19 protein-coding genes and 2 pseudogenes are annotated in these 25036 nt (G+C 43.1%); 10 read left to right on the top strand and 11 right to left on the bottom strand.

Translation table 11 applies throughout. The features are described 5' to 3' along the window. The first annotated feature begins 106 nt into the window (after positions 1-106). The 4 genes from KV201_RS01955 to KV201_RS01970 are packed head-to-tail and all read left to right on the top strand — an operon-like array spanning position 107 to position 5652. Positions 107-1414, top strand: a complete 1308-nt coding sequence (locus tag KV201_RS01955) for a tyrosine-type recombinase/integrase (protein ID WP_226058375.1) — start codon at positions 107-109, stop codon at positions 1412-1414. Then, complete coding sequence (locus KV201_RS01960) at positions 1407-3149, top strand: hypothetical protein (RefSeq protein WP_069453494.1); 1743 nt, start codon at positions 1407-1409, stop codon at positions 3147-3149. Before KV201_RS01955 ends, KV201_RS01960 begins: the two co-directional genes overlap by 8 nt. After that, positions 3149-5197, top strand: coding sequence for a hypothetical protein (locus tag KV201_RS01965; protein WP_069453493.1), 2049 nt, complete (start codon positions 3149-3151; stop codon positions 5195-5197). The genes KV201_RS01960 and KV201_RS01965 overlap by 1 nt, the downstream gene beginning before the upstream one ends. Beyond that, positions 5194-5652: a hypothetical protein gene (locus KV201_RS01970; protein WP_126491700.1), complete on the top strand. Its 459-nt coding sequence runs from the start codon at positions 5194-5196 to the stop codon at positions 5650-5652. The genes KV201_RS01965 and KV201_RS01970 overlap by 4 nt, the downstream gene beginning before the upstream one ends. A 200-nt stretch (positions 5653-5852) precedes the next feature. Here KV201_RS01970 and KV201_RS01975 read toward each other — a convergent pair whose 3' ends face one another. Then, the gene (locus tag KV201_RS01975; RefSeq protein ID WP_226058376.1) at positions 5853-6371 is read right to left on the bottom strand and encodes a hypothetical protein; all 519 of its coding nucleotides are present in this window, start codon (positions 6369-6371) and stop codon (positions 5853-5855) included. Between the two features lie 539 nt (positions 6372-6910). On the opposite strand from KV201_RS01975, the gene KV201_RS01980 reads away from it, so the two are divergent. Further along, positions 6911-7246 carry a hypothetical protein gene (locus KV201_RS01980; RefSeq protein ID WP_126491703.1) on the top strand — a complete coding sequence of 112 codons (336 nt, stop codon included), beginning with the start codon at positions 6911-6913 and terminating at the stop codon, positions 7244-7246. Positions 7247-7323: 77 nt separating this feature from the next. On the opposite strand, the gene KV201_RS01985 is transcribed toward KV201_RS01980, so the two are convergent. The 3 genes from KV201_RS01985 to KV201_RS01995 all read right to left on the bottom strand — a co-directional run bounded on the left by KV201_RS01985 (position 7324) and on the right by KV201_RS01995 (position 9354). Continuing rightward, a complete protein-coding gene (locus tag KV201_RS01985) occupies positions 7324-7809 on the bottom strand; it encodes a hypothetical protein (protein ID WP_126491704.1) in 486 nt (161 codons plus the stop codon). Positions 7810-8045: 236 nt separating this feature from the next. Next, positions 8046-8765, bottom strand: coding sequence for a hypothetical protein (locus KV201_RS01990; RefSeq protein WP_126491705.1), 720 nt, complete (start codon positions 8763-8765; stop codon positions 8046-8048). A 121-nt stretch (positions 8766-8886) separates the two neighbouring features. After that, entirely contained in the window at positions 8887-9354 is a 468-nt protein-coding gene (locus KV201_RS01995; protein WP_172599572.1) for a pentapeptide repeat-containing protein, read from the bottom strand. 417 nt (positions 9355-9771) lie between these two features. On the opposite strand from KV201_RS01995, the pseudogene ltrA reads away from it, so the two are divergent. Then, positions 9772-10956: pseudogene (gene ltrA / locus KV201_RS02000) on the top strand (group II intron reverse transcriptase/maturase); the annotation flags it as partial. An 81-nt stretch (positions 10957-11037) separates the two neighbouring features. Here ltrA and KV201_RS02005 read toward each other — a convergent pair. Together KV201_RS02005 and KV201_RS02010 are read right to left on the bottom strand one after the other, a co-directional pair. Further along, complete coding sequence (locus KV201_RS02005) at positions 11038-11346, bottom strand: hypothetical protein (protein WP_017428770.1); 309 nt, start codon at positions 11344-11346, stop codon at positions 11038-11040. A gap of 389 nt (positions 11347-11735) precedes the next feature. Next, positions 11736-12720, bottom strand: a pseudogene (locus KV201_RS02010) (IS1595 family transposase). Positions 12721-12794: 74 nt separating this feature from the next. Between KV201_RS02010 and KV201_RS02015 the strand changes: the two are divergent. Next, complete coding sequence (locus tag KV201_RS02015) at positions 12795-13754, top strand: integron integrase (protein WP_107947007.1); 960 nt, start codon at positions 12795-12797, stop codon at positions 13752-13754. Positions 13755-14121: 367 nt separating this feature from the next. On the opposite strand, the gene KV201_RS02020 is transcribed toward KV201_RS02015, so the two are convergent. Beyond that, on the bottom strand, positions 14122-14409 hold the full coding sequence (locus KV201_RS02020) for a hypothetical protein (protein WP_126491707.1): 288 nt from the start codon (positions 14407-14409) through the stop codon (positions 14122-14124). A gap of 1329 nt (positions 14410-15738) precedes the next feature. Here KV201_RS02020 and KV201_RS02025 point away from each other — a divergent pair. Then, the gene (locus KV201_RS02025) at positions 15739-16821 is read left to right on the top strand and encodes a hypothetical protein (RefSeq protein WP_226058377.1); all 1083 of its coding nucleotides are present in this window, start codon (positions 15739-15741) and stop codon (positions 16819-16821) included. A 660-nt stretch (positions 16822-17481) separates the two neighbouring features. Here the strand turns inward: KV201_RS02025 and ggt are convergent. Next, entirely contained in the window at positions 17482-19221 is a 1740-nt protein-coding gene (gene ggt, locus KV201_RS02030; protein ID WP_226058378.1) for a gamma-glutamyltransferase, read from the bottom strand. Positions 19222-19329: 108 nt separating this feature from the next. On the opposite strand from ggt, the gene KV201_RS02035 reads away from it, so the two are divergent. Beyond that, positions 19330-20742, top strand: a complete 1413-nt coding sequence (locus KV201_RS02035) for a GNAT family N-acetyltransferase (RefSeq protein WP_226058379.1) — start codon at positions 19330-19332, stop codon at positions 20740-20742. 133 nt (positions 20743-20875) lie between these two features. Here KV201_RS02035 and KV201_RS02040 read toward each other — a convergent pair whose 3' ends face one another. After that, on the bottom strand, positions 20876-21499 hold the full coding sequence (locus KV201_RS02040) for a LysE family translocator (RefSeq protein WP_012089517.1): 624 nt from the start codon (positions 21497-21499) through the stop codon (positions 20876-20878). Positions 21500-21847: 348 nt separating this feature from the next. On the opposite strand from KV201_RS02040, the gene KV201_RS02045 reads away from it, so the two are divergent. Further along, positions 21848-22432 (top strand): sugar O-acetyltransferase, encoded by a 585-nt coding sequence (locus KV201_RS02045; protein ID WP_226058380.1) that lies wholly within the window; start codon positions 21848-21850, stop codon positions 22430-22432. Between the two features lie 125 nt (positions 22433-22557). Here the strand turns inward: KV201_RS02045 and hppD are convergent, their stop codons facing one another. Continuing rightward, positions 22558-23598, bottom strand: a complete 1041-nt coding sequence (hppD, locus tag KV201_RS02050; protein ID WP_011847092.1) for a 4-hydroxyphenylpyruvate dioxygenase — start codon at positions 23596-23598, stop codon at positions 22558-22560. A gap of 97 nt (positions 23599-23695) precedes the next feature. After that, complete coding sequence (locus tag KV201_RS02055; protein WP_226058381.1) at positions 23696-24856, bottom strand: homogentisate 1,2-dioxygenase; 1161 nt, start codon at positions 24854-24856, stop codon at positions 23696-23698. Between the last annotated feature and the right edge of the window lie 180 nt (positions 24857-25036).

Consider the following 25036-nt stretch of genomic DNA (forward strand, 5'->3'; position numbering starts at 1 on the left):
GCATCTTACACACATAAATAAATCTGGAAAACAATTATTCACTGACTGTACTGTGTATGGTCAGTGGTTTTCTGGGGGATTTATGTATCTCATACAATCGAGCGACGTGTACAAGCAGACTGAGTCATCGGTCATTGATAGCAGCTATCAATGTAGCCCTGTAGCGGGAAATATTGGCTCACTACCGACGTTGTTTAATCAAGATGGTTCATTCAACCACGAAGCGAATAGCTACCTCTTTTACCAGAAAGCCATCAAGGCCGCGAAAGACCTTTCTCCATGCTCTCAAGCATTGATGGCGTACTACCAATTCCTTGAAGACAACAACCTCCGTTGGGATCACTTTCTGCCTGTTAAACGATTAAAGCCAACCTACCTCTTTCGTTCGCATTTGCTTAAACAAATCAAGAATGGGGACTTAGCGTACAGCACAGCAAGCGTGCGAATGAACCAGATTGTTAACTACTACAAATGGTTAATGCATGATGATTACTTGAAGATCAAAAACGAGAAAGAGGCTCCATTCAAAGTAGAGTTTGTCTCCATTCAAAGCACAGGGATGCTGGCACATATTTCACCAACATTTAGCATACAGACCAGTGATCTACGAATTAAAGTGCCGAGGGATAGTAGCAGTAAGAACATAAGGCCGCTCACACCCCTGAGTAATGATTCGCTGGACATATTGACCTCGCATCTGCCTCAAGCATCCATTGAACTACGCCTTCAAGTGCTGCTTTCTATTGATACCGGAATGCGGATCAACGAAATCGCCACACTCACCCTTGATGCATTAAAGACTGCCATACGACTTGCTGAAAGTGAGCACCGCTATGAACTGATAATTTCACCGCAATTGAATGGTGTTCAAACCAAATATGCCAAGCGAAGAACCATTGAAATATCAGCCGAACTATTAACTCAGTTAGATTATTACCGCACCTCCGAGCGGCGCTTACAGCGTGTGAAAAAGCTCAATAATAAACTGGATAATTTATTTGAATTGGCATTAGGGCTAAAGCAGGAAGCTGTTGATGCGCTGGAGCGCTGTGAGCGCCACGAACCTCTGTTTGTCAGTGAACAAGGTAATCCGGTAACCGCAAAATCAATCGAAGCAAGGTGGTCAGAGTTACGCAGCGTAATTAAAAAGTCACACCCTACCTTCATCCACCGTTTCCACGATTTTCGCTCAACCTATGGCACTTATCGCCTCAGCGACTTACTCGAAGCCGGACTCCTTGATCTTGAGTGTATGGAACTGTTGATGGCGTGGATGGGACATAAAAATGAATCGACCACCTGGAAGTATTTGCGCTTTCTAAGACGGAAAAAGGCTTTCAAGGTCAAGTTTGGCATCCTCGATAACATTATGCACAGCGCATTACATGACGAACATGGACGTGAAAATGAGTAAAGTGGAATATCTCAGCGGTTGGCAGCCAGAGTTGTGTATTCAATTAGACATATATGGCATTCAAAAAGCGGACTTTAACCGTTTTCTGGTCAAGCACTTTCCCTCTACGCAGTTATTGCAACAAGGCGGACAATTTGAAGATGCTGACCGAGAGAGCGTTATTCTTCAGTTAAAACAGAGTTTTGATAAAACTATTGAAGAAGGCGGCAGCCATCACTCCCTGTACAAGATCTTTTCTATCACATCCTTATATCTCAGGTGGTGCGATAAGCAGAGTGTCAACGCATTCACCAAATGCTCTGTTGAAGGCTATATGTCTCACCATAATGACCGAGTAATGTTGGGTTTGATGAAAAGCTCGACCTATGCGCAGATACGCGGACAAATGAGTATCCTGTTTATCAAATACCTTGACTTGTCGTTTCATTACTTTGATAACGTGGTGGTCAGAGGTTACAGCGATACAAAGCCCTACGAAGCTTACACCCGTAGCGATTTAAATCAACTGCTTCCGTTTTTCCGACAAGTCTTTAAGCAGACGCACAAGCAATTTATTGCATTCCCAGAAAAACATTTTGATGCCTACAAGAACGTGCACACCATGACCTTTCACTGGCAGGGTGAGCAATACCACTTGTGTGGCGGTGTAAGCAAGATGATGTGCGCAGGGACGTTCCTGCTAGCCTATTACACCCATAGCAATACCGGAAACTTGTTGCAACTCAGCCACCCTGACAATGCCTCAACGACACTGGGCGAGGCATGGTACACCATGCCTGCCTTTAAACGCCGCGCATTTAAAACGATTCAGGTGGAAATATGTGGTCATGAGTTGGATATACCCAAATACGCCTTGGACTTTTTCGATAAGTTACGTGAAGCATCTATGCTGATTGATACGGGTGATCATGCCACCCTGCTGCAAACGATCGTTACCAATAAGGTACAGCCAATCAATCCTTCTACACTCCGTGCCTTTGCTGACTGGATGGAAAAACACTTTTCATTTACTGATCAAACGAGTCGTCGATTGCGTCCGGTGATAAGCCGCTTTCGCGAAACTGGAGCCCAGTTAACCGCGTTCCATCAGGGCGACATGGCGAACGACATCATGCTGAACAACACGCCCAACACCCGCAAGAAGCATTACAGTGAAGGTAATAGAATAACCAATAATGGCATGCTACAAGATGTAATGGCGATAAGAGAAGAGCAGGTCAAAAGCAGGGTGACCACCCCACAAGCGAGGCAGAACCTGGCAATTGATGTTCTGGTTATTGAACAAGAAAACAGCATCAAACTGCCTAACCTCAGCCGAACATCAAGCGGGTCAAGCTGTAGCAATCCGTTCGGTGAAAAGTCAGAGAAATATACCAAACAAGCTCGACGTCACGGATTAGCCAAAGAGGGGGAGCGATTAGCCTGCGCCGATTTGTTAGCTTGCTTTGGTTGCCCCGATCAGGTGATTGTTCAGTCGGTGGCAGATATCTGGTGCCTGCTCTCGTTCAAAGCATGTATCGAAGAATCGCTGTATCTGCATCTTGATGCGAGTCATTACCGCAACAACTTCGAAGCGATTATTTCATTCATCGACCAGAAAATACTACCTAACCTCCATGCCAAGGTATTCAAACAAGCCGAGACACGCCTGGATGACGATGGTCTGCATCCTGCTTGGGGCGAAGCCGATTCCATCCTCAACCTCATCCCTCGCGCCGATATGGAGATGAAATAATGCAAACCGACCATCTGTATGAAGCCAACTTTCCAGCACAGCACAAAATCCACGATACTGATGTGGCTAGGCTGTATCAAGAGCAACGTTTTGACGAGCTGGATGCCGTCATCATTTGTAAAGACACAGCGGGTGCGGTCACGGCCACCTTTAGCGATTGCGATTGGGATTGCTTTCCGTTCTCACGAAAAAAAGCAAACAACAACATCCGATTCTCAGAGTTTGAACAGGCGTCAACGCTACAGCGGGAGCTAAAACTGCTCACCTTTGGTTGGCTGTTTAATAAAAGTCCGAAACAACGAAAAGCGGCCAGTTTCCCTAGCGTTCGTACCCGTGTAGCAAATCTAAAAATCGCCTACCGTTTCCTTGCTTTTAACAATCTCACCTCTCTTGCAGCACTATCAGCACCGAGCCACTGGCAGGCGTTTACCGCGTATCTTGTCGATAAGGAATACTCACAGAGCTCCATCGAACTGTGTTTTATTGCTATCAACAAAGCTATCGAATTCGCATCATGGCATCAATTAGCGCTAGGCTTTACTGCACCGTTTAAGGTATCAGTTGAGGCAAAAAAACTCTGTGACCGACAACAGCAACAAACGCTGGTGATCCCTGAACGCTTATGTGATGCGATTTACGGTAAAGCGATTGATTTTATCGAAGAAGCCCTTCCATTTAGGACGTTAATTGCCCAAACCGAAAATGCTCTACAAGATAATTACCTTGAAGGTAAATGTACCCTCGATGAAAAGGTTACCCAAGGAGCCATGTACACATTTTTGAAAACTGATGGCGGTATTGATTACCACAAATATGGATCGGCACTGCAAGAGAATCAGCCCCACTCCGTTCTCGACATCATTGCACCATTAGCCGAAAAACTGCCGAATGTTATGTTAAACAACGGAGCTGATTTCAAACGTTACCTTGGGCAACTGATTACCAGTAGCTATATCGTGTGTGGAGGATTCAGTGGCATGCGAGACTCCGAGCTAGACAAGCTCACTTCTGACAGTTATTACAAGGACACCTTTGAAGGACGTGACTACCACATGCTGCAATCGCACACCTTTAAACTGGGCGAAAAACGCGAAACCTGGGTCACCGCCGCATCTTCCAAAAACGCTATTGAACTGATCTCCACTCTCACCGAGCGCTGGCGCTCCGAAGCCGTTTATCCTGATCCCAAGTACACGGGGTCACTCTGGATAAATCACACCGCTCGCTCAAAGCCACCAGTGTTGATAACTAACTGGAATGCCCGCTTGCAACGCTTTTGCAAGCAATTAGACATGGTGGTCAGCGAGGATGATTATCAGGAATGCCTTGAGTCAAACCCGCGTTCATTGGACAAAATAAAAGCATCGGTGACTGTTGGCCAGCCTTGGCCTTTAACCTCACACCAGTTCAGGCGCACACTGGCGTTTTATTGTATTAAGAATCGTTTTGGCACCTTAGTCGCACTGAAGCAGCAGTTTAAACACCTGTATTTAGCCATGACTGAGTGGTACACCAATGGCGGAAAGCTGGCGAGCTATCGGGACTTAATGGTAGACGAAAAGGTAAAAAACCTGCTCAATGACATCAATGCAGAATCAACGGCGAACAAGATTTTTAAGCAGTGGCATTCGGACGAAAAGCTCGCGGGAACTCACGGTAAAGCAATCATGAAAATGCGCGGCGAAATACCGAGTATCTATAGCTCTTGGGAGGTTATCTATAGGGCGGTTAAGGAGGGCAAGCTAACACTGCACGGCTCATTGCACAGCTATTGTAAAAATGGCTACAACTGCGATATGAACGGTGTTGTGGCACCACAGTTCTGCATAGATTGCGGCTCTTCCAGTAGCATCATTGACGAGCAACAGGCTAAGTGGTGGCAGAAAAAGCACCGTAGTCTAGTTGCTTATATGGAATCTGGAGAAGAAATTTCGGTAAGTGAACATAGCCACTATGTCACTCAAGTAAGAGCCGCTGAGAAGGTCATGGCTGACTTTGATATGCCCTTTGTTCCTTTTGAACCTGATTTGAAGGTAGCTAACTTATGAACAAGAGCGAAAACACACTATTGGCATTAGAAGCGGCTCTAGAACGCATTAAACAGGGGATGCCTAAACGTATTCCCGCTCACCGTAAACTTAGTGTAAGAGCTGTCGAGGAAGAAGCGAATTTAGGTAATGGTAGCGGTTATTACTACCCTGATTTTGTCGAAAAGGTTAAACGGACCAAAATTGAATTTGCGGCAGGAAAAGGTGAAATAGTCCAACCAGAGATCCAAACTGTGCGCATCAAACTCAAAGAACAAAAGCGCATCAAGGATAATTTCAAGACCAAGTATGAAACGGAGCGAGAAAAATTAGCTCTGTTTGCGGCTGCACAACATCACCTAAACGATAAGCTTGTTCAAGCAATGGCTCGTATTGATGACCTTGAATATGAGAATGCAGAGCTTCGAGAGGAAATCGCTAAGATAAAAAGAAGCCAAGTAGTACCAATCAAGTAACACCTATCTAGCCCACTGGATGTTCTTCCAAAGTGGGCTAACCACTGCTCCTCACCAAACTCGTTTTTGGACAAAAACGCGTTAGTTTTTTTACTCTAATCAGTTGGTTTCAGATTAATATTTCTATGGGGTAACGCCCAAGCTGTGGGGCGCGTGATGCGCAGCGGCACAGCGTCCCACACGAGCGCATTGTTAGGTGTTTATTTGGCATGTTCTCTCATTAGTTCCGATTCTTTATTGGAAACCCATTCAGGAAAAGGAATATTCTGATGTTGAAATATCAAACTTTTGTTCAGCCATTGATTGCCTTCATTTGTAAGTATATTCAACGAATTTTTTCCGGTTAGAATAGGTCCGTATTTGACGTTTTGTACCGCCATGGTTGAGATGAGATTCTGTAAGTTTGCCAATGCTTCTGATTTGAATAACTCAAGATCAATCATATCAACTTCAGGCAATAGCACCTTAACAGGCCCTTCCGGAAGATACCTTATGATGCAAGGCCAACTTTCAATATCCTCCCACCAAATAGCAGGTACCGGAAGTTGTTTTTGATGTTTTGAGTTTGGATGCTCGTGTAAGTATGAAATAGTTAGATCAATAAGTTCCCCGAACTCGGTGCAGCAAAAAACATGATGGTCATCACCCCAAAAGCCATTCCAACTGGCGGGGAAGGCCGAATTTTCTGGTATTTTTGAAACGCATACAGCCCACTCCATATAGTTGCTTTTATATTGAATTTCTCAAGCAAAGCAACTAGAGCTAATGAAGATTGCAAACATTTCATTGACCGCTCATTTGAATAATGAGCTGCTAGCGCGTCATCGAGCGAGAGAAGCACTAAACGCTTAACGAAAGATGGTGTTTTGCGCTCCTTCTTTGCTTTATTTATTTGCGATTTTAAGAACGACTCTTTGATCATCTCAGGCATCCATTTCAAGCACCTAGCGTCTTAGTATAGTACGTCTATTAAGGTATAATTTTGCATTATTTTCAAGCATTCGATTATTTCCGTTCAAGATGAATATATCAGTAACTTTGATTCCAATTAAAATGAATAGGAGTTTGCGAGTAAAAATTATACAATACATTGATGGCGCACTGTTAAATAAACATATATTTTATGAATTTTACATAGAAATTATTTTTATTTAGCACTTAATTTTCGTTTCAGTTAGTGATTTTTTCAAAAAATTTAATCAGATGCTGTTTAATGTAAAGTAATGCCGTTCAAAAATATTTCTTAAAGGATTAATTTATGTATATAAAATTCATATTATTAGCAGGGATGATAACTCTTGCTGGGTGTTCAACTACACCGACAGAAACTTCAGCACAAGTTACCGAGTATAAAAGCATTGATGAAATGAAAAAATACGCAACTTGTGAAGCAATTGACGCAGTAAATGACACTTATGATGTGACTCTACACTCCCCTTGGGGAAGAAAACGAGCAGCTCATATCCGCTTAAAGGATGCAGCTTACTCTAGAGGAGCTAACGCAGTGATAATGACATCAAATAATTATGGAGTAATTACTGATCAAGTTCAGGGGGTTGCTTATAAGTGTGTTTATGGAGGTGGTGCAGGATAAAGTTCGGCTGTTTTTTGAACTCGCAGAACTGCTGACTCTAAGACACAAACAGATTCAACGGTACGATTAGCTTATTTTCAAAGTTCAATGGTGTAACGGTTGCCATTATTACATACGATCATTAAATGACCATCATAAGTACAATATCGAGGAACTGGACCAGATTTATAGTACGAAGATTGAAAAAAAGTCATTACTCTTGACAACTCGTCTGACCAAATAGCTTTGAGGACCTTGACTTCATGCTCAGTTAAATCTCTACTTTTTAAGCAAGAGTCTAGCTCTACGTAAAACTCAAATTCTTCTCTATTTACAGTGCTTTCATCAAAGCAAGGCAAATTTAATTTATAACGCTCTTGCTCTATTTTTAAGAACTCAACTTCAAGTTGACCAATTTTAACTTGCTTAGTACTTTCTTGCACACTGCGCCAAATATAGATTGAACCTAGGCCAACAAGAGCACAAGTAGCAACAACCAAAGTAATTTGAAAATATTTAACTAACACAAATAAATTAAAGTCCAATAGTTTATTGATGAGTTCTTTTAAAGTTAACGACTTCATTTTAAATGAATTTCCCAAGTATTTCGCTGAATTGAGTTTAAATATAACATTTACATAACGATTTTCTTAATGAAGAGGGACTATATTCACTGAAAGATTGATAGCGGCTCACAATCCTAACCAGAAAACACAATCCTAACCAGAAAACAGGTCAGGTGTAAATGAACAGTCCTGTGCGAAGCCGCATATAGGTTGTAGCTGAAGACTAGACATCTCCGGCTACCCGATTAGGTAAATCATTTCGACCAAAATTCATTTGCTACAAACTCATGATGCTTCAAAGAACTCTGACTATCAAAGTGAGCTTTAGTGAACAAAGAATACAACGAAAATATTATGTCATGTGACTGTTCAACAATGTCAGCAGCATCAGAATAGACCAAGCCAAAATCTGTAGCTTCAAAAGCTCTTCGACCAGCGGATTCAGTTGATTGAAACTGTTTATGCGAGATCATTTTGTTGCGAGCATTATTTACTCGAACTCCAAGTTCAGAAGTAACTAGAATTCGGTATTTTTCAATCGCTACTTCAGCCATATAATCAAAGGCACTCATTTTTCGACTTGCTTCTTCCACACGCAAAAACTCGACAGATCCATCTGAAACAGAGCCATTTAATGAGACGATATTTAAATCCTTGGTGTCTGAAAACCATTTTTTAAGTTGACTTTTAAAATTAGTATCTTCCAATGCTTTTATAACATTATGTACGCTAGCCACTTTAGGCTGAGTATCAAACATAATTGCACGCAACTCAGACAGGACGTGCATATACAATGAGAAACGCAAAGTATTTGCGCCACTGGCAGCATAAGAACCATCCCACCGTTTCAGGTGCTCTGAGTCACCAAGAAGATGAGAAAGTAGCTTTTGATTCTGGTCTGCTAAAAAGTAGGTATTCACAATACTAAAAAGCATCATTGCATTCTTATCAATTCTTTTAATTATTACGCTCATGCTTCCTCGATTTACCTAACGCCTTGCTCACCGGCGAATAAGTTAGTGCTGTTTTTGCTGCTTTTTGTTTTAGCAAAAACAGCGACAACTGTATCGAGTCCGTGTGCAGTAACTTGTTAGGCTATTGATTTAATTCAGCTTCTTTCTTTTCTTTTCTTGCAGCAAGATCCGCAGCAGTTCTATCTTTTTCTGCTTGTTTAGCTTCTTCAATTTCAAGTATTTGAGACTCTGATAACTTAAGTTTTTTAGCCGTCTTAATACTTGCATTAAGAAAGTTAGCTCCGTCAACGATGGCATTTTCAAAATTTGTGTGTTTTAAAATGGCACCTTTAAAATTAACATTTGTTAGGTTTGCACTGCCGAAATTAGCCCCCTCCAAATTTGCACCAGTAAAATCGCTTCCTGATAAATCGGCTTTGATGAAGCATGAGCGTTTTGCTGAAACAGCCGAAAAGTCACAATTAGTGAGTTTACTAAATTCGAAACGTGCGCTAAAAAACTTAAATTTACGGAAACTTTCTCCATTTTTAGTTAAATTTCTCCAATCAACCTTACTATGGTCTGGACGACTTTTACTTTTATTCCGCATAAATGATTCCTTGCGCTTGAGAGAGCCTAACATTTATATAGTGCGCATGCGCACGTATTCGGCGAAACGCGCATGCACATTTAATAAACCTATTATTTAAGCCTTACTAAAGTAAACCTATTGATTTATAAGTACTCTACCAGAGTGGAATTGGATAAACGAGCACAAAGATTTGCAAAGTGAGCATTGGTATTGATTTTGAATCGAAAGCGATCAATGACTGCTATTTATCGATTAGTAAAAGTAGGCCAACAGGCTCTTCACAGTTCTTTCCTGATTATTGCCTGTAACTAAAAAGGGGGCAAAAATGTGCTAACTCTTAATCCGCACATTCACCAAAAGAGCCAAAAAATATCAAACTATTATATAAATGATCAAACATTATTAAGAATTATCAAACTATTATATAAACGCACAGATGGCATGACTATCGAAGCCTTCCCGCTTTGGATGCAACAAGGCGGTTGGCAACGGTGTAAATCTCTACTGGAACGAGGTGAATATAACCCTTCAGCAGTCAGACGCGTAGAGATCGACAAACCCGATGGCGGTAAACGCAAACTGGGTATCCCTAACGTCATTGATCGTGTGATACAGCAAGCTATTGCTCAAATTCTCACGCCGTTGTTTGACCCTTTCTTCTCGGCTAATAGCTTCGGCTTTAGACCGAATAGGAATGCCAAACAAGCGGTCTTGCAAGTCAGAGATATCATCAAACAGAAGCGCAAATTTGCCGTCGATGTTGATCTGTCCAAGTTCTTTGATCGAGTAAATCACGACCTGTTGATGACTCAATTGAGGATCAAGGTACAGGATAAGCGTCTGCTGGCGCTTATTGGTAAATACCTGCGAGCTGGTGTGATGGTCAACGACCAATTTGAAGCAAGCTTCGAAGGCGTGCCTCAAGGCGGCCCACTCTCGCCATTACTCTCTAACATTATGTTGGACAGTCTTGATAAAGAGCTGGAAAGCCGAGGGCACAAATTCGCCCGCTACGCGGACGACTTTATCATTTTGGTAAAATCTATTCGAGCGGGAGAGCGGGTACTCAAGAGTATTACTCGCTACCTTGCCACTAAGCTAAAACTGGTTGTTAATGAACAGAAAAGCCAAGTGGTAGAGGTAGGTCAAAGCAAGTTCCTCGGTTTTACCTTTAACCGCGGGAAGATCCAGTGGCATGCTAAAACATTACACATTTTTAAACAAAAGATGAAACGCCTGACGAACCGAAATTGGGGCGTTAGCATGGGATATCAATTGTTTAAAGTACGGCAATACATGCAAGGCTGGATCAACTACTTTGGCATAGCCAACGCTTATCAAGGGTGTGTCGATTTAGACCATTGGATCCGTCGTCGAGTGCGTATGTGCTACTGGCGTCAGTGGCGAAAACCGCGGACTAAGGTACAAAACTTACTTAAACGTGGCGTCAGGATCCAAGCTGCCGTTGCTTGTGGGATCACAAGTAAAGGCCCATGGCGGAGCTCGAAAACACCAGGAATACAGCAAGCGCTGAGTAATGAGTATCTTAAGAAAGCAGGATTGTATTCACTGAGAGATGGATGGATCGCGGTTCACTATCCGAACCAGAAAGTGAGTTAGGCGTTCTAAATGAACCGCCCTGTGCGGAGCCGCATGCAGGGTGGTGTGGGGGCTGGAGGCTAGATACCTCCGGCTACCCGATTAGCTGGTAATTTCACTGAAAATTTCGACCCACTGTTTCGGATTAGCCGTGATAAAAACAAACGTTGAATCATTTGATAAAGTGATTCGAATTGCCTCAGTTGTGATCGGAATGATTCCACCACCCTTACCCACATCTTGAATCACTGACTTTATTTCATCACGCTTGATATGGTAGGGACCGAGGCCAAGCTGCTCGTTAAATGGGACAAAAACAACCTCTGTATCCGTCAACGACAGCTTACCGTCCGCCTTTGCCACACCTATTTGTACCGTTGCAAATGATGACTTTATCGGTTCTTTAAACATAGACAATCCTTTTTCTGATGAATATTCCACTTACCAGCTAACAGCTTATTGATTAGCAGCAGGATAACCTCCTGCTTTCTTGTAAGTTTCTTCGTCAAAATATCACTTGTAAGTGTTTGTTGTAAATATATTATTTAACAAAAAATACAGGTTAAATATGACAATTTAGCAGATAAAAAAGATGCATAGGTGTTTACGAGGTCTGCATAGCACTTTTATATATATTACAAACTATTGATAATAATGAGTTAATGTTTAACAGTTAGTATTATCGATGCGCCAATCCAACGATTTATGCATCTTTTTCATAGCAATTATCTCAACTTCAACTATAACTGTATATAAACAAGGGCTATCCACTTAGCACAACCAATCACTATATATTGTGGTTATCGATTTTTAATTGATTGGTACGTTATCGGCTTAGAACGCACTGCTTGTTCAAGCAACCTGTAGAATAATAATCCCCGAGAATCTGACTTTCTTCTATTGAAGCGAAATGTAAACTCATCTAAATAATAATCAAGTTGCTTAGCCTTTACCGCGCCTTGATATGTACCTAAAAGCCATCTTTTACATAATGATGAGACTCGATGTACCCCAGCCATTGTTTCATGTGCAGGTACAGATGAACCTAAATGCACTATTCGGTTATGCTTATATCCTTTCTTGCCTATTTGTTTGTATGCTTGAGAGCCATCACTACAAATTGTACTACCAGGTTCAATTACATCTTGAATGAATTGATGGATATGTTCTTTGGTTGCACTTTCCACTTGCCTTAAACGTATCCGGCCAAATCCAGAGGGTGATAGCAGCTCAACAGCGACCAAAACTACAGCCTTACGCTTACCCTGTTGATTTTTAATAGATGATTGGGGAACGACGCCACCTATTAGTGTTTCGTCAACCTCTACGATGCTGGACAGTTTAACCCTTTCAGGATCAACCATGGCATGTCTTAACTTGTGCATTAATGACCAAGCGGTTTGATAACTCCCAAGACCTAATAACCTTTGAACTCCAAGAGCGCTGACCCCATTTTTTTGATTTGTAATATACCAGACGGCAGCAAACCAACTTTTCATGGGGGTTCTTGTTTTGTCAAAAAGTGTACTTGATGTTACTGAACACTGAACACTGAACACTGAACACTGAACACTGAGAACGGCAAGCATGACATTTTAACTTGCCATTACTTAACTGATAAGGTGATTGATGGCTTGAACAGCTTGGGCATATGAATCCGTTTGGCCAACGAAGTTTGTAAAGGTAGCTAATGCAGGATTGTTCATCATGAAACCAATCAACAAATTCGCCACAACTTGTAGGGTAATCTACACCAGCTTTTAATAAATACGATGAAGTTTTCATCACTACATATTGACACTGGTGGCGCTAAATGGATAGCCCTTATATAAACACAGTATATTGGTAAGGTAACGGTTATGGGGCAATTAACATTTTTGGAGGCTATACGGACAGAGATCAGGGTACGCCATTACAGCTATCAAACAGAAAAATCCTACCTCTATTGGAACCGCTATTTCATTCGACATTGCAATATTCGTCATGGCGCTGATATAACCCCCGCTTTGATTGAACAATTTCTCTGTTTTTTAGCAGTGGAGTGCGAAGTGTCGGCGAGCACCCAGAAACAGGCTCTATGTGCCATTGTATTTGCTTGTCGCCATGTGTTAAAAATTGAGCCCAATGAGTTACAATTTCCCTATGCAAAAGCCCCTAAACGAATACCGCAGGTATTGTCTAACGAAGAAGCAAAACTGATCATCAGCAATTTGTCAGGCTACCACTATTTAATTGGTGCCATCCTATTTGGCTCAGGGCTAAGATTAAAGGAAGCCTTAAAACTTAGGGTAAAAGATATTGATCTAACCACTAAATCTATCTTTGTGTACCGAGGTAAAGGGCAAAAAGATCGAGTTTGTATGCTACCTAATGGATTGATTGATGTTCTAAAGTCACAAATGAAACAGGTAAAAAAGCTCCACGAGGCGGATTTGTCAGATGGCTTTGGACTTGCTTCATTGCCCATCTCTCTAATCAGAAAATACCGCAGTAACGCCTCTAAGTTTCATTGGCAATATCTCTTTCCTGCTAGCCGCCGCTGTATGCACCCAAGTGACAACTATGTGTGCAGACACCATATTCATCCAACGGCTTTTTCACGTGCATTAAGGCAAGCTACCACTAACTGTGGTATAGATAAGCGCGTTACCGCCCATACTTTCCGCCATTCATTTGCAACATCTTTATTACTCAAAGGCCATGACATTCGTACCATCCAAGAGTTATTGGGACACAGTGATGTCAAAACGACCGAGATATATACCCATGTGATTGGTGGCCATCATACTGGGGTCATAAGTCCTCTTGACAGTCTTTAAGGCATACTACAAAACAAGTTACTAGGGCCTTATCTTTTGCTTTCCGCATTAGTAAATATGAGGCAAACACAGAAACACAAAGTTCGAATGAGTAATTGTTCTAAATCATAATGGGGCAAAAATGTGTTCCGCCCAAAACCCACTTTTGGACAAAATGCGTTAGTACTAACGCGCCATTTAGTATGTTTCATATTCATGTTTTATGGGTAAATGTTTACCTTCGCGTAGCTCGAAAACTCCAAGGCTTGATATAATTAACATCCCTATTTATTCTTGATTCTAGTAACATTTAAATTATTAAATAACTCGTAATATTCTTTAGAGCTACAACGGCCGTCAAAAATATAAGGCGGGGTTCACTGTAGCGTCATAATTTTTCCGTTAAAGATGTTAATTGCACAATCGCCGCTTCAAAATCTAACGCCTCTGCCGCATCTGACATCATCTTCAATTCCTCTTGAACCGATCCGTTGCCTTGAAGGATATCCTTCAGATCTTGAGCCATATCTATCGCCTTTAGATTGCCTGCTTTCAAATAGCGTTTGAGTTGAGTTAACTTGAGGTTAAGTTCTTCGGTCGAAACGACTAACGGAGTTGCTGCGCTCTCCTCTGGCAACGTTGCTAATAAGCGATGAATGTCTGACAGTTCACTCATTGCCAACTGCCTTAAGTTCGAAACCAATCCCACAGACAGTGTTTCGCAACGTGCGTCTGTTCTTGCATGCGCCAGCTTAAACTCGGTCTCCAGTTTGCACACCATTTGATAAAGTGAAGATGAAGTGGTCGCTGAATTTGGTCACTTAGATAGAGGTGTAATCTGACTTTACTTCCATATTTTTGGAATTACTAAATGTATCTCAAATTATTCCTCTGTGCACTGAGTAATTAACCGAACGTAGCTCACAATGGGGCAAAAATGAGTTTGATGCTGAAAGACAATCAGCCCTCCTTCCATTGAAAGCACGCCTTAAAGAAGTGACTAATTTTCTGGGAACTGATAACATCAAAACTCAAGTTTTAGGAAAAATAGCTAAAAATTACTATTTTTCTGGAAAAGGCTAGTAAGCCTTATCACACAAACCTTTCCAGATTTATTGCTGATGCCACCTGTGTAGGTAGATTCATATCAAGTATTAAGCCAAGCATTAAGGGTTAATAGAACAATGGCGGTTAAATCTTAGATTTCCGCCATTCCAATTTGAAATGCTCGAAGCTAGTGAGTTATATCGTCAGTTGTGCTGGATTAATTGTCATTGCTTCCCCAGTGACTCGCCGCCCTTTCATTTAACAAGAAGCGCCCCTGAGGGCTCTACTAAAACACCCTGTTTTAGAAGGTCACAGTTGCAACAATGCCAATCCTCACTGACCCTTTCGCTGTTCGTTTAGCTAAAAAGCTATTGCCCCAAAGCAAGACAACTGAGTTACGCAGCATTAATTGTCATTGTTTTCCCAGTGACACGCCGTAAACTCATCCCTGAGGGCTCGACGGCGACATCCATGTCGCCAACGGTCACTGTTGCAACAATGCCAATCTTAACTAAGTCCCTAATTCATAAGTCCATTCTAAAAAGCTTTTGCCCCAAAATGAGTTAACAAGTTGCCTGTGGTGCAGTCAAAATCAGACTTTCTAACCTAGAAATTTTCATCCTTATAACTCAAATGTTGCAATTCCTACCGATGCCTAAAGGCTGGATAGGCATACAGTCATATTTAAAAAAATGACGATTTTCATCCTAATTTCTTGCATGTTTTCACATTTATGTATAAATAAATATCTTTAAAATCATTCACCTATAAAATTCATGGATTAGATAATTGGTTTGAAAAACGCATATGTGCGTTTTTCCAGATGGTGAATTTGATAGAAAACTGATAAGTTCTTTACATACATATAGTTAACCATGCGCGTTTTCACAGTCCCAACGAGATAAACACGCATGCGAACTAATAAAAAGTTAGAATTATATGGAAGATGGAGTTTAAATTGCCGGGATTAAAACTAAGATTTATTAAGCCGTGTAGAGAAACAGATAGCTCACCAAAATTAACAGTGAGCAGGGTCATTGAGAACAAAAAAAGAAAAACCGAAACATCACTTCTTCTTGATCTTAACATCCTTATAAGGATGGAGGATGTTATCTTAAAAGGGGGGAATCCTGTAGATTTAGGTTTGATGGAACTGGTTAACTTCTTAAATCAGTGTCCTCCAGAAAGTGTTTGCCTAACTCCTGGCCTAGCTTTAAGTGAAGTTCATCCCAAATTTAAAAAACAGTGCTTTGAGCTGTTCGAGGTGTTTCTATCAATATTTTGTCCTCAAATGGTAGATCACCCAACTGCTACTAGAGACTCAGAAATTGAACAAGAAGAACCAAGAAAGCTGAAATTTGATGAATTGCCAATCGGTGAGCAATATTTGCATTCAATTTCCTATTATTCCCTAATTCAAATTCATATTATAGATAGTAAGTATGGCAACCGAACAGGTCTTGAAAAATTCAATATTTATATGGATTCGGTATGCAACGATATTGATATGTTAAGTGCAGTAGAGGCAGAAATAGCTAAATATTGTTTTAGCACAAAAAAAGAGCATTACAGTCAGGAATTAAAGGATAGAATCCAAGACATAAAAGATAACTTCTTAGATCGTCATACTAACCCTAAAAAACACCTCATTAATGTTTTTAATGGAGTTCAAGACTTAAAGTATGGAAAGTCAGCTTTAATATTTTCGGAGGAATTGTTTGATGGAAAAAACCAAGAAACTTGGGTTGTTACATTGGACTCTAAGCTCTATTGGTTAAGTGAATCCATTCATCATTATCCAGTTAATGGCGAACCTCATAGTAAGTACTGCTGTATTGTACGAACTCCAGAGCAGGAGAACTGTGAATACTGGAAAAGCGTAGATGATGCCTTGTATGAAAGGCTGGATTTAAGAAAAAATGAAGGAAAGGCAGATGTCCCCTTAAGTGAAAAAGATATGGAAAATTTACATTCTATACTTCTAAACAAAGGGTTTACAGATTTTGACGAAGAGTTTAATTCTAACAAGCGCGTCAATTAGGACGCTCGCAAGCTCGCGCCTATTAAGCGGGCGTTAACCCATAGAATTTTTAATCCGAAAATGACGAGTTAGAGTTAAGGCTTTAACTCGAAAATTGTCCCAAAGCGTGCTGGGTATCTCCTTCATACAGACTGGTTACACTAGTGCCAAAAAGGTGAGCCATGGTGATTTACGAGACGACCGTCCGCCCCATGGATGGGGCGGTCGAGCATCCAAGGACGGACTAGCTGCGTGTCGGAGAGTGAATGCCATGGCAAGCCTATATGATTGAATACCTGCCAACACTTAGATCCCTGTGACTGAAATAACAGGTCACCCAGTACAATTTGCCTACACCTTCTGTCCTGAAGTGAGTTGTGTTTAGTATGATATTTTATGACTCTATTGCAGGGGCACTAAAGTAAAAAACAATGTAAATCAGCACAATAACTTTTCCACGCAATAAAAAGCCCTGCTTATACAGTGATGTATAGCAGGGCTTTTATAATCGAGAGTTTGTATTCGTTGAGCGGAAGGACAAGCTTTACTCAGGGTTTATGACCTAGTTCGAATAGGTCATAAATCCTTTTATCTCATTTACCTATCTCTCTCACTCACTCATCTCTTTACACTCATCTCTTTACACTCATCTATTTCAGTAACATTGGCATCATGGAGATGCTAGTAGCCGATGGCTTCGCTACCCGAGTGGCGTGGATCAGACGCGCCAAAAATTCCTTGTTCGGTCACCATGATTGATTGTGTACTGCCCATAGCGGACTGTACTTTCACTTTGTGGCCTTTGGCTTCGAGCAGGGAAATGGTATCGCGGTTTAAGCTGGATTCGACTCGTAGCTCATCGGGCAGCCATTGATGGTGCACCCGCGCCGCATTACTGGCTTCGGCGATGTTTAATCCATGGTCGATCACATTCATGATGATCTGCAGTGTGGTGGTGATAATGCGTGAACCGCCGGGGCTGCCAGTGACGAGGAAGGGCTTGCCATCTTTCATCACAATAGTGGGGCTCATGGAGCTCAATGGGCGCTTATTGCCTTCGACCGCATTGGCATCACCGCCGACTAAACCGTAGCCGTTTGGCACGCCGGGTTTGGCCGAGAAATCATCCATCTCGTTATTGAGCAAAATGCCAGTACCCTTGGCCACTAAACCTGAGCCGTAGCTGAAGTTTAAGGTGTAAGTGTTTGAAACTGCATTGCCCCATTTATCCACTACCGAGAAGTGAGTGGTTTGGTCGCTCTCATAGGGCGCGAGTTTACCTGGCTTGATTTCGGCGCTTGGCGTTGTCTTATTCATCGCGATTTGGCTGGCGATTTTTTGGGCGTAGTCCTTACTGGTTAAGGCTTTGACGGGCACCTTATAAAAGTCGGGATCGCCTAAGTATTCGCTGCGATCGGCATAGGCGTGCTTCATGGTTTCTGCCATCAGATGAATGGTCTGCGCCGTATTGTGGCCGAGTTTATCAATCGGGAATTGTTGCAACACATTAAGCATTTCTATGATGTGCACGCCGCCCGATGATGGCGGTGGCATAGACACAACCTCGTAGCCACGGTATTCGCCGCGCACGGGTTCGCGTTCTACAACCTTATAATTTTTAAGGTCGTCTAAAGTCATAATGCCGCCAGCGTCTTTCACCGCATTGATGAGTTTAGTGGCGGTTTCACCTTCGTAGAATCCTTTGGTGCCTTTTTCAGCGATCAGACTTAATGAATGAGCAAGCTCAGGTTGTTTAAGAATATCATCAACTTGATAGTCACTGCCGTCGGCTTTGTAGAAGATAGCGGCTGTGGTTGGCCATTGGGTCATGCGGCGTTTTAGACCTGCAAGAGATTCGGCAAGATCTGGCGTCACGCTAATGCCTTCCTGCGCCATTTTAATTGCGGGAGCAGTGACTTGGGCGAGTGTCATAGTGCCATATTTTTCAAGGGCTAAGCTCATGCCCATCACTGTACCAGGGACACCCACAGCAAGGCCGTGTTCGCGGCTCAGCTTTTCCACTGCGTCGCCATTTTCATCGAGGAAAATATCTTTTTTGGCTTTAGATGGCGCCATCTCACGGTAATCTATTGCTATAGTTTTGTTTTCTTTAGCAATATGCACCAGCATAAAACCGCCGCCACCGATATTGCCGGCACGTGGTAAAGTGACTGCCAAACTGAAGGCCACGGCCACGGCCGCATCAACGGCATTGCCGCCTTGTTTTAGGATCTCAACGCCGGTGCGACTGGCGAGTGTTTCTTGGCTGGCAACCATGCCATGCTTGGCCCACACAGGTTGTGCTGTGGCCATCTGGCTGAAAATTGACGATTCTTCGGCAAGCAGACTGGGCGATGATAGTAGGGGAAGCGCCATGGCAATGGCGAGAATAAGAGATCTAAAAGGTCTTGTTGGACGCATACTCAATCCTGAATTTATTTTCATTATGGCTATGCAATGTGCCGAGAATTAGGCTTAATTGCAACCTTGTATATTAGTTAAGATCCGTAAAGGACGAGAATTTACCCAATGAGACAGCTTATCTTGGCCTTTGCGAGCTCAATGTCGGACATATCGGCCAGTGCGTGGAATTCCGTTATGGGGGAGGCGAATCCCTTCTGTCGCCATGAATTTTTGTTGGCGCTTGAGCAGAGTCGCTCGGCTTGCGCAGCAACCGGTTGGACGCCGCGGCATTTATGCGTGTTTGATGTGGCTGACAGATTAAATGATGTCGCCAGTACCGATAAGAGCCTGTCGCCTTTGGCTGACGGTGCACTGATAAGCCGGCAAACGGCCAAGCACTTCAAGCCATTATCGCTTGTGGCGGTGATGCCCTTGTATCAAAAGTCCCACTCCTACGGCGAGTATGTGTTCGATTGGGCGTGGGCCGAAGCCTATGATCGCCATGGACTCGATTATTATCCTAAATGGGTGAATGCGATTCCTTTTACCCCAGTGCAAGGGCGAAGGATGGGCATTCATCCTGCATTCGATAGCGTTGAGCAACTGCGCGTGGCGCAATTACTGCTGCTGACATTGAATCGCCGGCTAACATCAGAGCTGTTTGCGTCAGAGCCTCGCGCGTTAGAGAAAGCTGATTCGGTTTTTTATGAGTCAGAGCTTGATGAGCCCGTAGCTGATGAATCTGATCTTGATGGGTCAGTGCAAAGCGTTAAAGAGCAGGGCGACAGCCCGATTTCTTCATGGCATAGCTTGTTCGTTACCCCAAGCCAAACACCGTTATTTGCAGGCTCGCCCAATCCACTGTTAAAACGCTTAGGTACGCAGTTTCATTGGCATAATCGCGGCTATCTGGACTTTGATGATTTTTTGGCGGGCTTTAGTTCGCGCAAACGTAAGAATATCTTGAAGGAGCGGGCGCAGTTACAGCCTTTTAATCTTAAGTTTCACTTTGTCGAAGGGGAGCATATTACTGCTTCGCAATGGCAGACGTTTATCCAATGTTATCAATTAACTTACCTTAAGCGCTCCGGTCATCGCGGCTATTTAACGCCAACCTTTTTTCAGCAGTTGGGGGCACAACTTGCTGCACAAGTTTTGCTGTTGGTGGTCGAAGATGCCAAGGGCGAGATGGTAGCAGGCGCCTTATATCTCAAAGGCGAGAATACCCAAGGGCAAAAATGCTTATATGGCCGTTATTGGGGCACCACGGTTGAGCTCGACGGCTTGCATTTTGAGGCCTGTTATTACCAAGGTATTCAATACTGTATTGAACATGGATTCCAAATGTTTGATGCGGGCGCACAGGGCGAGCATAAGGTGCTGCGCGGCTTTGAACCTGTTGAAATGTATTCCTACCATAATATCGCCCACTTAGGATTTAGGGCGGCGATTGCCGATTTTGTTGAGCAAGAAGCACAGCAAATGCAGCAATATATGGCGCAGATGCGAGCTGTTTTGCCCTACAAAAAAGAGCCCTAATAAAAGACCGAGTTAACGGGACATTATTGGGCTCTCATTTATGTCGTGCTTGTTCAACCTATGTAGTACAACCTAAGTAGTTCTATCTAAGCTGTTAATTCAAACGGTTAGCTATGAATGTTGGCTATGAATGTTAGCTCATGGCTAACCACACGCCCACGCCTATCATCAGGCTGCCTGCAATGCGGTTTAACCAGCGAATATTATCGCCGCGGCTTAGGAAAATACGCAGGCTTTTGCCGCCGCTGGCGTAGGCGAGCATAGAGGTAAACTCGGTCACCATGATAATGCTCAGCAGCGCGAGCAGCTGCGGCGCAACTTCGCGCTCGGCATTGATAAAAGGTGGCAGCAGCGACACCATAAATGCCCAACCTTTAGGATTGGCAATGGCGGTAATAAAGCCTTGGGAGATCAAGGTAACATTGCTGGCTCTGGGGTTAGTGTCGTCATCGCTTAACATGGCCATCTTGCCGCGGGCGCGCCACATTTGTACGCCGATAAAGCCTAAATAAATTCCGCCAACCCATTTAAAGATTTGAAAGACTTCGGGATAGTTGAGCATGATACTGGCAACGCCCATCACGGCGGCTGTCGCCACTAACGCTACGCCTACCAGTTCACCCAGCATCATCCACAGGGTGCGGCGCACACCTATGCTCATGCCCAAGGTCATGGCGAGCGTCATGCACATGCCCGGCGTGATAGAAACAAAGAAGAAGGTCGGGATAAACACTGCAAGTAAGGCAAAATCTGGCATGGTTTGGTCTGTCTTGGGTGAAGATGGGAAGGCCGATAGTGTAATGAAAACCGCGAGTTTAGCCAATGTGCGTCCCGTTTTTTTCGATGAGTAACTGTAACTTAGTATGTAAACAATTCATCTTTTTGGGATGTTTACTCTGTTATCACCACAAGACCTTGCTATTTATCTATCGAGTTTGCCCAGCTGATCCCCATCTTTGCGGTACAAAGTGTGCCGTATTAGCGATAGATGAGAGATTAACATTGTCATATTCTCTGTTTGTCGCTTTTGTTACTTTAGCCACTTGAGCTTGAATGCTGAGGTTTGGTAGGGTGACAGCATGAAATTAATCGCAGGGGATGCATTATGGTTGAGAGTGAAGGGATTGAAATAAAACAGACAGAGAAACAAAAAATGTTAGCGGGTCAGCCCTATAAGGCTTGGGATGATGAGTTATTGGCTGAGCGGATGCGGGCGAAATCAGTTTGCCATCAGTTTAATCTGGCCGAACCGACTCAGCTTGATGCGCGTATGGAGCATCTTCGTGGCCTGCTTGATATTCAACATTGCGCCCATATTGAGCCCAACTTCTTTTGTGACTACGGGTATAACATCCATATTGGTAAACAATTTTATGCTAATCATAATCTAACCATATTGGATGTTTGCTCTGTCTCGATTGGCGATAACGTGATGTTTGGTCCCCATGTGATGATTTCTACCGCAACGCATCCTATCGATCCCATTGCGCGGCAAACGACGGAATACGGCGCGCCAATTCAAATTGGTAATAATGTCTGGCTTGGCGGTAACGTCTCTGTGTTGCCCGGTGTGACCATTGGCGATAATTGTGTCATCGGTGCTGGCAGCGTAGTGAATAAGAGCATTCCGGCGAACTGTGTGGCGGCTGGCAACCCTTGTAAGGTTATCAAACCCATCAATGCGGCATAACGCAGGAAAGTCGATGCCGTGTGATTGGCGTCAATGCTGATAGTGATTTAGATGACGATTTAGATAGTCGTAGAAACAAAAAACGGTACGCAGTGCGTACCGTTTTTTATTAGCAGGATAAAAACTTACAGTACGCCGCGGCGCATTTGATCCCGTTCAATCGATTCAAACAGGGCAGTAAAGTTGCCTTCGCCAAAACCTAAGTTATTTTTGCGTTGGATGATTTCGATGAAAATCGGTCCGAACAGGTTTTTAGTGAAAATCTGCAGTAAATAACCGGATTCATCGCCATCCACCAAAATTTGGTGATGTTTGATGCGCTCACGATTCTCAGTCACCTGCGGTAACTTCTCAAATATGGTGTCGTAGTATTCAGGGATAATGTCTAGGCATTGGATTGAACTGCCTTCCATCGCATCCAGAGATTTTACGATATCGCGACTTCTAAAGGCTAAATGCTGCACACCTGGGCCGTTATATTCCTTCAGGTATTCATCGATTTGGTTTTTATCGCTGCCTTTACCTTCGTTGATCGGGATACAGAAGCTGCCATCGGGCGAACGCAGGGCGTAGGACACTAGCGCAGTTTGTACGCCGCTGATGTCAAAGTAGCGCACTTCAGTAAAACCAAAAATGTTTTTATAGAAGTTAGCCCAATGTTCCATTGTGCCTTTGTAGACGTTGTTGGTTAAGTGATCGACTTCGATAAAGCCTTTCTCTTGGGTGATCACTTGCTCGTCTAAGTCTTCAAAATCAGCGGCATAGATATTGTTATCTGCGCCGAAGGTGTCGATGAAATAAATCAAGCTGTCGCCAATGCCGTAAATCGCAGGATAAGGCAGATCTTTATTGGCATCATCGGCGGGTTTTGCACCCCGTTCAACGGCAACGCGATAGGCAAAGCCAGCATCTTCTACCCGCCAGCCCATAGAACAAATGGCTGGGCCGTGGGATTTAGCAAACTTAGCAGAGAAACCTTCGCGCTCAGTGTTGAGCAAAAAGTTAATGTCATTCTGTTTGTAGTACAGAATGTCTTTGTTCTTGGCTTTTTTCAGCAGTGAAAAACCAAAATCGATAAAGACTTTGTGCATAAAATCAGTATCAGGGCTGGCGAATTCAGTGAATTCGATACCTAATAAGCCCAGTGGATTTAGTTCGCTTGCCATGATGTTTTCCTCATTATTTTAGTTCAACCGCCGACACTCTTTACCCCTTTAATTTCGTTGGGATACGCAACCTTTTCGGTGCGCTGGTGGCTTAGGGCTAGTCTTCTAGCCAAGAGCGGTTGTAGTCTTTGCTCATGCAATTTTGTACATGTTCGGTTAATTTAAGTGGGGCGAATGTGTCCACCATCACTGCGTATTCATAGGTTTCTTTTTTGCCAATCGAGGCTTCAGTGCGACCCGGTTGTGGGCCGTGGGCCACACCTTTTTGATGTAGGGTCATGTAACCCGCTTCAATGCCCGTGCGGCTCATAAAGTCGCCATCGACGTAGTACAAAACTTCGTCGCTGTCGATGTTGTTGTGGTAATAAGGCGCTGGAATCGATTTCGGGTGGAAATCGTAGGGGCGCGGCACGAAGTTACAAATCACAAAGTTATGGGCAGTAAAGACTAAGTGATCAGAAGGCGGCAGATGGATTTTGCCCACTTTTGGCGCGTATTCGGTAATGTTGAATGCCCAAGGGTAAACACAGCCATCCCAACCCACTAAATCAAAGGGATGCCATTCAAGTGTGGTGAGTTGGTACTTATCGCCAAACTTACACACTAAGGGGAAGGCGCCGCGCTCAACCACAGCATCTTGCAATGTGGGCACGCGCAAATCGCGCTCGCAGTAAGGTGCCGATTCTAATAGCTGACCATACTCGTTACGGAAATGCTTAGGCACTTCCACCATAGAGAATGACTCGATAACGAAAAGTCGCACATTGCTGTAATCGTTGAATTTAAGTTGATAAGTCGTGCCGCGTGGGATCACGAGATAGTCCCACTTTTGAACCTTAATCGTGCCGTACTCGCTGTAGAGTGTGCCTTCGCCTTCGTGAACAAAAACCACTTCATCGGCATAGGCATTACGGTAAAACTTGTCGGTATCGGCGCTGACTTTGGCGGTATAAAGTGCTAAGTCATTGTTATAAAAGATCTTGTTACGGGCGCTGAAAAAATTACCTTCACGGTCGGCATCGCGGGAATCGAGTTTATAGTTTTGGACCAGTGAATCTTCCCAATTGGCACCGTGGCCTAGGCTGTAAGGTGCTACTTCCAACGCTTTGGTTGGCATGTTGTGGTGATATTTATTGGAATAAATATTGGAAAAACCATGGGTTGAGAACAACTCTTCACGGTAAAGCTCGCCGTTCTCCTTTTCAAATGCGATATGGCGCTTATGGGGGATCTGGCCTTGTTTCACATAAAATGGCATGGTTATTCCTTCAATGTTGCGTTGCAGGATTACCTACATCGCTGGTCGTTATGCTGCAAGTTGCATTAGTGTGATCTTGTTATCAATTTAGTTGCTTGAATGAACAAAAAAAAGAATAATAAATCCGTTATCTCAATCTAAAAATTAGATGGTATTCTAATCTTTACGAATCGTAGTGTT

Origin of the sequence: Shewanella sp. SR1, assembly GCF_020447145.1 — a bacterium.
Lineage (GTDB): Bacteria > Pseudomonadota > Gammaproteobacteria > Enterobacterales > Shewanellaceae > Shewanella > Shewanella baltica.